Origin of the sequence: Mesorhizobium sp. ES1-1, from assembly GCF_020164785.1 — a bacterium.
GTDB lineage: Bacteria > Pseudomonadota > Alphaproteobacteria > Rhizobiales > Rhizobiaceae > Mesorhizobium.
The window spans coordinates 1-12,765 of record NZ_JAIUGX010000019.1; the positions used below are offsets into that span (position 1 = coordinate 1).

Sequence of the window (12,765 nt, forward strand, 5' to 3'; positions counted from 1 at the left end):
GCCACCGCCCCCGCCCGCCCAGACCTCGATCGTAACGAGCGCATTCGCTGGGCAGCCCGCCGGCTTCAGCCACGTGCCGCTGGCCGTGAAGACCTGGTAGTCGTTGACCTTCAGGATGGCGGCCGTGTTCATCACGATGATGATGCCGCCCCAGACCAAGAGCTTGTATGTCTGGCCGGCCTTGATGACCAAGGCGCCCAGGGGCTGGCCGGCATCGTTCTTCATCGCCACTGCGGCGTTGCCATCGACCACCATCGTCATGGGGCCGCTGTTGTCGGCGACCGCCGTCCACCAGAACGACATGCCATTGAGCAGGCCGGCCGACAGTACCGGAGCGCACGCCGTCTTGGGGTTGTTGGCCGTGCCGCCGGCGACGTTGGTCAGCGGCAGAGCAGCTGCGTTGTAGAGCGCCGTGCCTTCCTCGGCGATTTTCGCCATTACGTCGGCCCCGGAGCCGCTCAGCGGAAACTGTCTGTTGGCGGTCATGGCGCCCCTTCGGATTGAAAAAGTTCGGTTGAGGCCTCGTCGACGGCCGAGATCTGCGCCACCAGCTCTTCGTCATAGGTGACGTTGGAGACGACCAGGCGCCGCGCCTGGCTGCTCATAGAGTAGATCCAGGCGAGATTGCCCTCGCGCAGCAGCGGGTCGCCGTCTTTGGCGTCGACCTCGACGGCGATAGGCGTGTCTAGCTGCAGCGTCGACCGCCGGCCGGTGGCGCCAGTTATGCGGCCGATCGCGATCGGATCACCATCGGCGTCCCGGATAGAGATGCCGGTCTGGGCGCCGACCAGCGTTATGTCGGTGATCGCCGTCATGTCGACCACGTCTTCCATCATCAGCTCGTTGTAGATCTGCACCGGGGCGTCCAGCTTCACCTCGGTGATCTCGCCGGCGACAATCGTGGTGCCGCGAATGCGGGCCGAGCGCTGAAACTTGTCCAGCACCGAATGGTTTACGGCGATAAGCGTGCCACGCCGCGCCTTGGCGGCCTCGGCCGGCGCCTCGAAATTCCAGAAGGCCGATCGGTAGATCATCTGCCGGAAGGCAAACAGGATCTGGGTGCGAGCCGCGGCCTCGGTCGAGATGCCTTCAAGCCGCAGGCTTTCCATCCTCGGCCGGGCTCGGTGCGGAATGTCCGGCCGCCAGACGAGAATTTCGCGCTCGATGTCCTTGTTCGACGCCTCCTGGAAGGTGGCGCGGATGACGTCGGGCAGCTTGGGCAGGCCCTTGTCGAGCGTGATCCCACGCGAATTGCGCGAGGTGAAGATCTGCACCGGCTCGTCGGCCGAGCGGTCATAGTCGGAAATGACGCCCCAGGTCTCCGACATGCGCGGCTTTGCGTAGCCGCAGCTGCCGATCGTGCTCAGCACGTCCACGACGCCGTCGCCTTCCATGATCTTGTCGAAGGTGTAGCCCCGGTCGATGCAGCGCTGGCGCCATTCGACCAGGCTATCATTGTCGATGATCGCGGGGTCGATCGGCTCGGCCGCGAGCAGACCGTCGAGCACATCCTTGAAATGCGGCGCCGGGTTGGACGTCGTCTTCCATGTGTTCCAGCCGGTGCCGTCCCAATCGCGGACATAGCCAGACGCCTTGACGCGCAGGCTGTCGATCGAGCGGTTGAGCGCTCGAATGGCGATTAGCGCGACGCCCGGACCGATCGCGCCGCCCTTGACCGGGTGCTGGTTCACGATGCTCGACGTGCGCATCAGGTAAACCTTGTCCGACAGGTTCTGGCGCGACTCGACCACCTTCGCCTGGCCGCCGCTAAGCTGGTAGAAAAACAGGTCTCTGACGGTGCCGTTGTACTGGTAGCTGCTGTTGCCGAAGTTTCCGGCCAGCACCGCAGCCGAGCGCATGATTGCGATCTCATAGGAGCCGCGCGGAATGGCCGTAGCGTCCAGGAACAGTGTCGCCTGGTATCGGTCGGCATTGACACGTTCGACGTTGCTCGCCCCTTCCACGCCCTTGTAAATCGCGTCGTTGCCGGCGCCGGCGCTGAAGCTCGCATCTGCGGCCCAGCCATCCGTAGGAGGCGTCGTCTGACCGGCGACGTTCTTGTAGCCCGCAATCCAGCCTTCGCTGGCTGGAAAGCCCGGCGTGGCTTCCGGCGCGTCGCCCCATTTGAGGACGATGCTGGCGCGGATCTCGCGGGTGTCGTCCGAGGCGAAGTGCAGCTCGGGCAGATTGATCCAGGAATCGGCGCTGGTCTTGCGCATCCGAACGCGAAAGGCGATGCGCAGCCGGCTGCTGTCGGAGCTCTTGACCAGCCCTTGCGGGAAGGTCAGGTCGAGATGGACCTCGTCGGCCTCGGCCGCATTGGAGGTCATGTTGAATTTCGGCAGGCTCTTTGCCGGGAAGTCCTGGTTCTTCAGAAGGGTCTGATCGTCGCCGTCGACCACATGCCCGGTGAGTTCGAAGGGCGAACCGCGCGTCGTCGAATATCGCGTGATGAGACTGATCGGTTGATCGTCCGGCCAGCCCTCACGGACTTCATAGAAGACGTTGTCGGCGTCGGCGATCGGCGTGTCGCCAAGGCATATGTCTTCGATCTTGTGGGGTCCGCTGAGTGCGAACAGGGCCTCGGCCACCTCGTCGCCGCCCTCGCGCAGCACAAGCGGCTGGATGGCTGCGGACGGGTAATTGTAGCGGGTGCCACCGACCCTCGGCACCGGCGCGCCCTTCTGCAGGAGGTTGCCCGACGCCGACGCCGACCCTTTGGCGTCCGCAAGGGACTTCTGCTTCTCCGCGCCTGGCGGCTTGTTCAGCGCCGACTGCAGGAGAGCGCCGCCCAGCGATATCGCGGCGCCCAGGAGCTTGGCGGAAAGCGTACCGACGCCAAACCACGCGCCGGCGCCGGCACCGAAGAAGCCGGCGGCCGCCGCGCCGGCGGTGAGCACCGTGGCGACCGCGAGGATGATCGCCAGGACGCCGTTCTTGGCGCCATTGCCACCGCTGCCGCCCTTGCTGCCGGCAAGCGGCGCCTGCAGCACGATCGCGTTGCCGGCCTTCAGCTTCGTTCGCGACCAGTAGCGTCGGTCGAGCTCGTGCTCGCCCTGGATCATGACGACGCCACGCTGGAAGAAGTCGCGCGGCAGTACGTCCCATTCGGCGACGATCTGCGAGACCGTCATCCCAGGGTCGAACACCTTGCGGCTCAAGCGGCCCTGGCCGAAGTCAGGCCGGTAGACGGCCATGATCAAGCCCGGCGCCTGGATGCCGGCGTTGCGGACCACGGCGTTCATGCGAGATCCCGGTGCCGGCGGAAGCCGACGATGCGATGGCGCAGCCAGACGTTGTCGTCATCGAGCGGCGCCAGATGGCTGTCCACGCCGTCCTCGGTATGAAGGATGGTCTTGCCGTCGCGCATGATGCCGAGGTGCCAGGCCCGCTTGCCGTGGTCCTCGGCTTTCTTCATCAGCACGACGTCCATGGGCCGGCGCGGCAGGTGCGCCACGTCGACCCAGATCTTGCTGACCGAACCGGCGCGGATCCGCCTGGCGACGGCGAGCAGCTCGCGCGCGCTGATTTCCGAATGGAGCGGCAGTTCGATGCCCGCCTCGAGGAGATGAACGAGGCGCACGAGGCCCCAGCAATCGCAGCCCTTGCGATCACGGCCGTGGTCGACGAACGGGATGCCGACATAGCCTTTGATGATTTGACTCTCGAAAGCCGGCACGGTCCTATTCCTCCCTTATAAACATGGGGGAAGAGATGACGGACGAAGTGCAGTACCATTTCGAGGATATCCATGCCGCGATTGCTTCGGAGGACGGCAACCACGTGATCCTGCAGATGAAGGATGCGTCCGGAAATGTCGTTGGAGTAAGCATGGGGTCCGAAACCATCCCAGCGCTTGTTGCCACGCTAATGAGCGCCAGCGCGGCAGCATCGATTGCAGGCAAGAAGAAAACGCAGATGATTGTTGACGCAGCGAAATTGACCATCAGCGTCCCTCAAGATCAAAGTCGGGTTCTCCGGGTCTATCTTCGCCCAGACGCCGTTCCGATCGCGTTTCGGGTGGACCGAAAACATCTATTTCATCTGGCATCGGCACTTGTAGACGCTGAATCCGGCCCTCAAGCAGGAGCCGGGCCGAAGCATTGATTTTGTGGGTTCCGAGGGGCTTCATTGCAGGTACGCCCCCGGAAAGAGCTCCTGGGTGACGATCAGGGACGGATGCTGCTCCTGGCTGTAGTCTGGTCCGCGCAACGTGCCCGAGACGACGGTTTCACTGACCGAGACGTCGGTCAGGTTAAGGCCGATGTGGCGCCAGAAAGGCTCCAGCACCTTGCCGGCCTTCAGAACGCGCGGCTTGGTGCGGCGGTCAAAGCTCGTGTCGGGCGCATAGAAGAACGTCACCTTGGCCGGATCCACGATCTCAGCTAGGCCGATCAGCCTCGAATAATCGACATTGGGAAAGCTGAACGTGGTGCGCGGCGCCTGCTCTGTATCGGTCAGCGGCTTGAGCTTGACGCCCTTGGCGCGCTGATAGGTCTGGCCATCGATCAGGTAGTCGACGTCGTCGACAGCGAGAAACGCGGTCTGCGCCATGTTCGGATGCGCGATGGTGATGAAAGTGACGATATCGACGCCGCTGGACGACATTTCCAGCATGCGTTGCAGGTCGGTCGGGACAAAGCGCGGCTCAGTCATAGCGTGTTGACCCGCAGCAGGAAGGTGGCGAGGAATTCGACACCGCTCACCGGGGTCAGCCGGTAAGGCCGGTCGCCTTCCATCTTGCCGACGCAAGTATCGCCGGTGAGAGGATGGCGGAACTGGAATTCATAGACGCCGCCGTCGAGATCGACGTCGACGAACGACCGGAAGATCGGCAGCTGGGCGAGCGTGAGGAAGACCGAGCAGGTCATGTCGTCGATATCGACGCTGCCGTTGCGACGCTCTATCGGCAGGCCTTCGTCCGGTTCAAAAGAGATTTTCGGCCGGAACGGCTCGAAGCTGAAATCGTCGCGACGCACGAACTGCGGCAGGGTTGCGGGCCAGACAAGCATCAGAGCGAGCCTCGCTGCGCCTTGGTTGTCGACGCGCCCCAGCGACTCCTCAGAATGTCGTCATAGCTGCCATCGGCCATGTCCTGCTTGACCAGGCGCTGGATGATTTGAGTGTCGAAGCCGCCGGCCTTGTTCTTCTTGCGCTTCTTCGTGGTTTCGACGCCCGCCGGCGGGAAGATCTGCACGCTGTCGGCGCCGGAGCTGCCGCCGTGCCAGGCGCCGCCGCCGCCGCCATAGCCGCCGCTTGGCGTCGCGTAACCGCCCTCGGCAAAGCCGCGCCTGGCGGCCTTATGCAGCGCGTCGAGATTGCGCGGCCCGATCGCGCGGGTCGCCTCGGCCGAGAAGACGTATTCTTCCTTGTGCACGATGCCGGCGGGCTCGTATTTGCCGCCTGGACCTGTGAAGCCGCCGGTGTCGTAGAGACCGATGTAGCCGCCTGGGTTTGCGCTCAACCAGTCATAAGCCTTGCTGCCGGTGAAGGCGGAGGAGATCGAGCCGAGCAGGCCGCCCGCGCCGCCACCGGGGGCGGCTGGGAACTGCTTCAGCACATTGCTGACCTGCCCGAGGTCGCTACTGAAACCCGTGAGGCTCTTGTTGGCCTGGTCAGTTGTGTTGCCAAGCTTGCCCAGCTCGGCGTTGAACTTGTCGACATATGCCGACCCGGTGGTGCCGAGGATGTCAGTCTTGCCCGCATTGCCGGCGAGCGGGCCGCCAGTGAACCATGCCGAGGCTGCGTCATTCGCATTGCCGTACTTCGCCAGCAACTTGCCAAACTGCTGCTCGAACACCGCGTCCTGGGCGCTGCTATTCGCCAGGAATTGGGTTGGCGTGAGCGATTTGCCGAGCGCCTCCTGGGTCCAACCCGGTATGTTCGAGCCCATGACCTGGTACGCGCCATAGGCACGGTCGCCGCTTTTAGTCAGGGCGCCGATCGCGCCGTAACCGCCGGTGCCGTCGCTCTCAATTGCTCGGATCGCCCTGGCGAAACTCGCCATGCTGCCGTCGCCGGCCGTAGCGCTGCCGAGCAGCTTTCCGAAGATCCCATCGGCACCTCCACCGATGCCGGCGCCGCTGAGATTGACGACAGCGGCGGAAACGTTCATCGCGCCAACCGTCTGGCCGATCGCGCTTGAGATCGTGTCGGCGGCACCGGACTTTCCGAACAGCTTGCCCAGGGCGCCACCCATCTGGCCGACATCGGAGAAGGTCGGCAGTTCGCTGCCGGTCAGCCAGTTCTTGAGCGGATTGGCGAGCGACATGTCGAGCGCCATCTTGGTCAGGTCGGCGCCGAGTTTCTTGCCGGCGTCGCCGATGTCATTGAAGCCGTTCGCGGCACTGGCAACCATGTCGTCGATAGCATCGTTGCTGGCCGACGCGATTACCTCCCAGGCCGCGCCCTGCTTGCGGACTTCAGCCTCGTTGGCTGCAAGCTCCAGGGTGTTGGCGCGGATCTGTGCGGCCTCTTGTCCGAACTGGTCGATGCCTCGCCGACGGATCTCCTGTTCCGTCTGCAGCTGCGCGATCAGTCGATCGCGCGCGGTGCTGTTTTGACCGATCAACGTCACTTCAAGGCGCGACGTCTCCAGATCGTCGCGCTGGCTGACAAGCATTTCGCGGGCTGACTGCAGCGCCTGCAGGCGTTGGAACTCGGCCGCCTTTTGCCGGATACGGTCGATCTCTCCCTGGTCGGCCTTGACGCCGGCGTCGTCGGCGGCCGCCCGCACCTGGGCGAGCAGCTGATGCTGCATGCGCAGGCCGGCAACCTCGGCCTCGCTCTTGCCAACCAGGTCGAGATCCAGCTGCGCCGAGGCAATCGTCTCATCGAGAGAACGAAGCCGCTGGCGCTGGGCTTCGGTCAGCGAGTGAATTGCCTGTTCGTACGCAACCGCGCCGGCGGTGGCGATGCGATATTGGCGAACATCGTTGCTCTCGTCGGCTGCGCTCGGCCGCGCGGCCTCGGATGCCATCGCCGCGCTCCGCTGCTGACTTGGTGACCTGGCGCCCAGGCCCGCCAATGTCGCCGCGCGCTGACGCTCCATCCAGACGAGGTTGGCGTTGTTTTGATCCTCATAGTTCTGGCGCGGCAGGATATCGGCGAAGCTCGGGAACCGCCCGTTGTTCAAGGCGTCGAGTGCGGCTTTTGCTGCCGGCAGCGCCAGCGCCGCTCTAGTTGCCGCGTCGGTAAGCCTGAAGAGCGCCGTCGCCTCCCGGCCGATCTCTTCGCTATCCTGGTTCAGGTCCCATTTGTCGGTGATGGCCTTCCTGAAGGCCAAGACGTCCGGCTTGCCGCGAGCGACAGTGTTTTGAAACGCCGAGATTTCGTCGGCAAAGTCTTTGAACTCCGAAGTGACGGACGGCCCGAACTGAGAGCCACCACCAAGCCAGCCAGCGTTTGCGGTCATCGCGGCCGAGACGTTGCGCGACTCCTGGAGAAGGGAAAGCTCAAGTTCCCTTTTCGTGGCGAAGGTTGGGATGGCTACACCGGCCCGGCCTTCGTTGGCCGCAGCCTTGCCATAGGCGATGGCACTGTCGGCCGCTTCGCCATAGGCGTCCTTTAATGCCCTGATGTTCTGCTCGTGGTCTTTGAGGATATCGTCGACCGACCTGAACTTTTCTCGGCTGAGGACTGAGTAGGCAAGCAGGGCGCCACCGGCCAGGCCTATGCCCGCCGTGACCAATCCGATTGGACCAAGAAAACCGATGAACGCTGTCGACGCCGACAGGATCGAAGTCCGGATGGCGGTCAGGGAGCCGCGCAGACCCTTGGGGCCGCTCTCTAGGGCGTCGTAGATCTGGCCCGCCTGAGATGCGAAGATCTGCATCTTCGGAACGCCGAGAGCCCACATGGTCGCGACGTCATTGCCTTGCCGGGACAGGTTCAGCAGCTGGGACGAAGTCAGGCGGCTCGCATTTGAAACGCCAACCATGCCGACGATCTGCCGCTGATAGGCGGCGCCCGATGCCGAAACCGCATTCGCGTGTTCGACCTCGCTGATTGCGCCGACCTTCAGCGCCTGGTCGATTTCCTTCAGCCTGGTTAGGTGCTGTTGTTCAGCAGCGAACACCGGATTGTACTTTGCCCGCAGAGCGTCGAGGCTGGCGCCGTAGGCGTCCATATCGGCCTGGCGCGCCTTGTAGTCATTGTCGTTCAGCGGCGAGCGGACATTCGAGAAGCTGGCGATGGCGGCGCGGAGATCGCGCTCGGCCGCCGCCTGGCCGCGCGCCGCCTCGGTCATCTTGATGCACTGTTGCCAGGACTGCTCTTGCGCCGCCGAGAAAACCTTCAGCTCGGCGGCGGTCGAGGTTGCCTCTTGCCCGATCGACGCGATTTCCTTGCGCGTCTCGGCCGTCGCCGGCGACACGCCCTTGGCGTTCGCGTCGATCACCAGGGAAAGCTTCATCTGCGCAACCATCAGCCGCGCACCTCGACGAAGACTTTCAAGGCCTCGCGCTCCATGACGCGGAGATCCTGCAGGAGCCGTTCGGCGCCGGCGAGATATCGGCGCCGGCCGCGCTTGAGGTCGAGCAGAGCATGGACAGCGGTGTAATCAATCCCGAGGAAGATCAGGCCGGCCATAGTCGCAACCGCTCGCCACTGCGTTTCGCAGTCGAGGAACAACAGCACCGATTGCCAGTTCACGTCCCACACTCGAAACGCCTCTTCCTGCCTGCTGGTTACTTCCACCTGGACGCCGAGCTGCGCGAATTCCGCTGCCAGCTCGGCGTCGATCTCCACGGCCGCTGTCGTGTCGGTCTTGCCTTCGCGAGCCAACGCCCAAGCCCGCGCGACCGCTTTCAGTTTCCCGTTCGGGCCTCTTGGCCGGCCATGGCGTCGTGATAGGCGCGATAGATGCCCATGCGATGCCATGGCATCTGAATGAAGGCGTCGAGCATTTCGGCCGAGAACGGGATCGCCTTGCCCTTTTCGTCGACCACGTCGCGCCAATCGAGCACGACCCGCCTGATGCGCTTCAATTCGTGCGCGGAGCGTTCCTTGTCGGTTCGCAGCCCGGCCAGCTCCTCGTCCAGCGCCACGCCTTCATCGAGCGACAACGCCTCGAAAAGGACTTCTAGGGTCTCGGTCTGCAACTGGCCGGACTTCTCCGGATCAGGGCTCTTGATGGTGACCGGGCGCCAGAAAGTGCGTTGCGCCGTAGGGATGAACTTCATCGAAAATCGCCTTTCAAAGGGTCGTTAAAGCGGCCTGAAACCGGCCACCCTCAGGTGACGGTGATCGTGAACTCGTCGTTGCCGGTCACGGGCTGGAACATCATCGGCATCACGGTATTGACGATCTTCTGGCTCTCGCCTTCGTTCGGCAGGCCGAGCTGGACGGCCGGCGCTGCGAACGAAACGATGTTGCCGGCGGTCAGGCCGTGCGTGATGGCCAGGGCGCCTGTGGTCGCGGATCTGGCGACGGCCAGCCAGTCCTTAACCGCGACTGTGTCGGCCTCGAATGTGACCGAGCCGGTCATCATGCGATCGACGATGACGATGGCTTCGTAGCCAACCAGCAAGCGTGGCTCCACCTGGTTGGCGAAGTCGAACGACATGGCGATGCCGATCAGGGAGACGCCGTGCAGCGACCAGGTCGTGTTCGCTTTGTTGACGATGGCCGGCTTGACGAAGCCGGTGAGCGTTGTGGCCGGCAATGCGGTGTCCGATACGGTGCCGAGCAGGCCGGTAAACGTGAAGCGAAAGCGCGGGATGCCCTGCGGCGACAACTCAAGTGAACAGCTACCCCTTGCACCGAGCAGCACCTGCCGAACGCCATCGCGGTTGAAATAGATGCTCGCCGCCTCCTGTGCGGCCGAAACGAAGGCATACACGGCCGAGACGCCGGCGCTGAGCGTCTCCGCCATGCCGCAGGCCCGCATCAGCGGTCCCCATTTCGGCGCGCTGCCGGCGGCGCCAGCGCCAGCGATCTCGACGGAAAATTCCAGCTTGCCGACAACGCCAGTCAGGATCACGCCCTGGTGACCGAGATAGGGGAACAGCAGCTCGCGCGAGACCTGCTGCGCGTCGTAGGACAACCGGGCGTCGATCGCGAGGATGGCGTTGGCGGCGCCGGTCGGTACGGCATCGGTGCCATAGGTGGTTTCGTTCTTTACGAGCAGGGCGAGCTTTCGCCAGTTGCGCTGGCCATGGACTATTTTCCCTTCTTGTCAGCGACAGGCGTCACGGCCGGTTCCGGCTCAGCGGACACGATCGTGTCGGCCGCCAAGGGCGCGCCGTTTCGGTGATGTTCGGTGAATGCAACGCGCACCGGTTTTGCGCCGGGCTTGTCGACGGTGTAGCTGCCGCCGAGCGGCTCGCTGTAGGGCTTGTCGGCCTGGGTCACTGCAAATCCTCCTGGAGTAGCGTGGACGTGCCGAACAGCTCCTTGTGCCAAACGAAGCCGTTCTTGGCCTTGAGGAGCTCTCCGGAAATGTGCTGGACAACATCGTCGGCACAGGCGGGTGTGAAGCCGATCAGCGCCTTGCGCACGATCGCCTTCAGATCTTCGATGTCCTGCGAGGCGGCTGCGCCAACGAAGTCGGAAACGTTGCCGGCGACGATGACCACGGCAACGTCACTCTCCAGGCGCTGCAGCACTGGCCCGGTGGCGCGCTCGGTCGGCGCGCTCGCTTCCGCCTCGATCAGCACATAAGCCGCCGGCGTTGCGGTCGGCACGCTGCCGATCGAGGCAAAGTCGGCAGCGCCGCCGACAAACGAGAACGCTGGCGGGCTGATGGTGTCCAGTCGTTCGATAATGTCGGAGACCAGGCTCATTTGAGGTCTGCCTCCCGCCTGAAGCCTTCCTGGGCGACCAGTTCGATCTCGGCCGCGTCCTCGTCCGTGAGGTAGAGGTACGGCCGGGCCGGGATGGTGATGGTGTGGGCGCCGATCGTCACGACGCGGCTCTTCGCGCGCTTTGCCGATGCCCTGGCAAAGCGCTGGCCCCTGTTCGTCTTGACCAGGTGGATTTCCTGCTCCCGCTCCGGGATCTGCACGGTGCCGCCGAGTTGCTGGATTGCGGCGTAGAGCACGTTCGTGCCCACCGCTGCTTCGGTCGCGCTGCTTTCGCCAGTGATCGAGCTGTAGAGCCGGTTGGAGACGCGAAGCATGTGCGCCGTGCCGCGACGGCCTCGGCCGCTGCGCTTGGCGGCTGTCCTCGGCGCCAGCGGTTGCCATTTGCCGTCTGGACCGGTTTCGGTCTCGATATGGCGCTGGCTCCGCTGCACGAGGAACGTGGCGATATCGGCCATGATCGCCGCCGGGTTGTCGGCGACCCGATCGATGCGATCGAGTGTAGAGCTGACGGTGTCATTGGCGACGCTAAGGCGGATCCCGTCAGCCATCAGAGGTCTCGCAGGCTGTCGCGGCGGAAGACGCGCGTTGACGGGTTGGCCTGGACGGAACCACCGCCGGCGGGCTCGGGCGTCGCGCCCGTTCCGTCATCGAGGGCGACCAGGCCCTTCGAGACATCCTTCAGCCAGGCCACGCCCTGATTGTAGGCCGCCGTGACCGGGCTATCCTTGTCGGCCGCTTTGCCGTGCAGGAAGTAGCGGGCGATATCGGCCGCGATCTTGACCAGGATGTCGGGAACCGTCGCCAGCGGCAACGAATACATCTTGCCGATATAGCCGTCGATCAGGGCCGTCGCGTCGGCGACCGCGCGGCCGACAACGGCGTCGTCAACGACGCTCGGCGGCACGTTGGTGCGGTCGGTAAGCTGGGTTAGCTCCCTCACTCCGAACCGGTCGACCAGATCCTGTTTGACGGCGTACGGCACGGCTTCAGATGAACCCCACGACCAGGTTGGGCTCAGCGAAGAGCGCCTCGATCTGCTCCGGCCCCTGGAACGCCTCCATGAGATGCTCGACCGGCATTTTCGAGTGCGCGATACCGCCGCGACGGAAGCCGTCGACCTTCGAAACGATACGAAGGCCGTTCGGCACCTCACCGGAGTTCTTCGCCTGCCAGGCGTCGATTGCAGCCGCCATAAGCGGGTACTTGCTGCGGAACTCGGCTTCCGCCTTTCCGAGGCGCTTCTCCAGATCCGAAAGACCCTCCAGCGTGAACGACTCGGCGGAGCCGGCCGGATTGCCGGCTCCGCCCTGGTCCTCGCTCACCGGGGGGTTATTGGCAGATGTCGTCAGCGACTGAGCTTCGCCGCCGTTAGCGTCTTGAGCCACAGGCGCGTCGCCTTCGTTGCCAGCGAGGGCTTGGGCCTGGTCCTCGCTTTTGTCGTCGACCTTGGGAGCTTTCGCTTTCGCATCACGGAGGGCCTTCGCCATCGTTCAATCCTCGTTTTCGGGTCTTTGAAAAGGAGCCTGGGCGGCTGCTCATCGAAGACCCGCCGACCAAAGCCGGCGGTTTTTCGTTTGGTCGGCGGTCAGCCAGGCGTTCGTCGATAAGGTTCGGAGAGGCGCCAGAAATCGGAACGGGCTACCTTGCGGCTCGCTGTGCGGCCGGACAGCCCGAGGGCGTAGGCGACAACGATCAGCGCGATCGCGATCAGGGCAATCGCCCAGAGCGTCATGACATCGGTCGTGACGGCCGCTCTAAGCGCGAAGACAGGACCGGCCTCGGCGAAACTGGCGGGCGGGTGGAACAAGTCGCCGATCGGCGCGAGGCCCACCAGCGGGACAAAAGCGACGGCGACTGCCATGCAGGCTAACAAGAGAGGTCGAAGGTACTTCATCGAATTTCCTCTGAGGGTTGATAGGTCCAACTGTTTCGAAACACCTGCCGGCGCCCGTTGGTCGAC

16 protein-coding genes are annotated in these 12,765 nt (G+C 64.1%); 1 reads left to right on the top strand and 15 read right to left on the bottom strand.

Features of this window, described 5'->3' with window-relative positions; genetic code table 11:
• From LB513_RS24345 to LB513_RS24355, 3 genes are all read right to left on the bottom strand, one after another.
• Window positions 1-486, bottom strand: a 486-nt coding sequence (locus LB513_RS24345) for a hypothetical protein (protein WP_411962745.1), incomplete at its 3' end; no start/stop codon positions are given.
• Window positions 483-3,245 carry a hypothetical protein gene (locus LB513_RS24350; protein ID WP_224666037.1) on the bottom strand — a complete coding sequence of 921 codons (2,763 nt, stop codon included), beginning with the start codon at window positions 3,243-3,245 and terminating at the stop codon, window positions 483-485. The genes LB513_RS24345 and LB513_RS24350, both read right to left, overlap by 4 nt.
• Entirely contained in the window at window positions 3,242-3,679 is a 438-nt protein-coding gene (locus tag LB513_RS24355; RefSeq protein WP_224666038.1) for a C40 family peptidase, read from the bottom strand. The genes LB513_RS24350 and LB513_RS24355 overlap by 4 nt, the downstream gene beginning before the upstream one ends.
• Window positions 3,680-3,714: 35 nt before the next feature.
• Here LB513_RS24355 and LB513_RS24360 point away from each other — a divergent pair, with 35 nt between their 5' ends.
• Window positions 3,715-4,107 (top strand): hypothetical protein, encoded by a 393-nt coding sequence (locus LB513_RS24360; protein WP_224666039.1) that lies wholly within the window; start codon window positions 3,715-3,717, stop codon window positions 4,105-4,107.
• 21 nt (window positions 4,108-4,128) lie between these two features.
• On the opposite strand, the gene LB513_RS24365 is transcribed toward LB513_RS24360, so the two are convergent.
• From LB513_RS24365 to LB513_RS24420, 12 genes are all read right to left on the bottom strand, one after another.
• Complete coding sequence (locus LB513_RS24365) at window positions 4,129-4,656, bottom strand: hypothetical protein (RefSeq protein ID WP_224666040.1); 528 nt, start codon at window positions 4,654-4,656, stop codon at window positions 4,129-4,131.
• Window positions 4,653-5,012, bottom strand: coding sequence for a hypothetical protein (locus tag LB513_RS24370; protein ID WP_224666041.1), 360 nt, complete (start codon window positions 5,010-5,012; stop codon window positions 4,653-4,655). Before LB513_RS24370 ends, LB513_RS24365 begins: the two co-directional genes overlap by 4 nt.
• Complete coding sequence (locus LB513_RS24375; protein WP_224666042.1) at window positions 5,012-8,425, bottom strand: phage tail length tape measure family protein; 3,414 nt, start codon at window positions 8,423-8,425, stop codon at window positions 5,012-5,014. Before LB513_RS24375 ends, LB513_RS24370 begins: the two co-directional genes overlap by 1 nt.
• Window positions 8,425-8,748, bottom strand: a complete 324-nt coding sequence (locus tag LB513_RS24380; protein WP_224666043.1) for a DUF1799 domain-containing protein — start codon at window positions 8,746-8,748, stop codon at window positions 8,425-8,427. Before LB513_RS24380 ends, LB513_RS24375 begins: the two co-directional genes overlap by 1 nt.
• Before the next feature lie 59 nt (window positions 8,749-8,807).
• Complete coding sequence (locus LB513_RS24385) at window positions 8,808-9,182, bottom strand: hypothetical protein (RefSeq protein WP_224666044.1); 375 nt, start codon at window positions 9,180-9,182, stop codon at window positions 8,808-8,810.
• Between the two features lie 50 nt (window positions 9,183-9,232).
• Window positions 9,233-10,165 carry a phage tail tube protein gene (locus LB513_RS24390; RefSeq protein WP_411962746.1) on the bottom strand — a complete coding sequence of 311 codons (933 nt, stop codon included), beginning with the start codon at window positions 10,163-10,165 and terminating at the stop codon, window positions 9,233-9,235.
• Entirely contained in the window at window positions 10,162-10,353 is a 192-nt protein-coding gene (locus LB513_RS24395) for a hypothetical protein (RefSeq protein WP_224666046.1), read from the bottom strand. The genes LB513_RS24390 and LB513_RS24395 overlap by 4 nt, the downstream gene beginning before the upstream one ends.
• Window positions 10,350-10,784: a hypothetical protein gene (locus tag LB513_RS24400; RefSeq protein ID WP_224666047.1), complete on the bottom strand. Its 435-nt coding sequence runs from the start codon at window positions 10,782-10,784 to the stop codon at window positions 10,350-10,352. Before LB513_RS24400 ends, LB513_RS24395 begins: the two co-directional genes overlap by 4 nt.
• The gene (locus LB513_RS24405; protein WP_224666048.1) at window positions 10,781-11,353 is read right to left on the bottom strand and encodes a phage virion morphogenesis protein; all 573 of its coding nucleotides are present in this window, start codon (window positions 11,351-11,353) and stop codon (window positions 10,781-10,783) included. The genes LB513_RS24400 and LB513_RS24405 overlap by 4 nt, the downstream gene beginning before the upstream one ends.
• Window positions 11,353-11,787, bottom strand: coding sequence for a gp436 family protein (locus tag LB513_RS24410; protein WP_224666049.1), 435 nt, complete (start codon window positions 11,785-11,787; stop codon window positions 11,353-11,355). Before LB513_RS24410 ends, LB513_RS24405 begins: the two co-directional genes overlap by 1 nt.
• 4 nt (window positions 11,788-11,791) lie before the next feature.
• Window positions 11,792-12,292, bottom strand: a complete 501-nt coding sequence (locus LB513_RS24415) for an HI1506-related protein (protein ID WP_224666050.1) — start codon at window positions 12,290-12,292, stop codon at window positions 11,792-11,794.
• Between the two features lie 98 nt (window positions 12,293-12,390).
• The gene (locus tag LB513_RS24420) at window positions 12,391-12,699 is read right to left on the bottom strand and encodes a hypothetical protein (protein WP_224666051.1); all 309 of its coding nucleotides are present in this window, start codon (window positions 12,697-12,699) and stop codon (window positions 12,391-12,393) included.
• Window positions 12,700-12,765 lie beyond the last annotated feature (66 nt).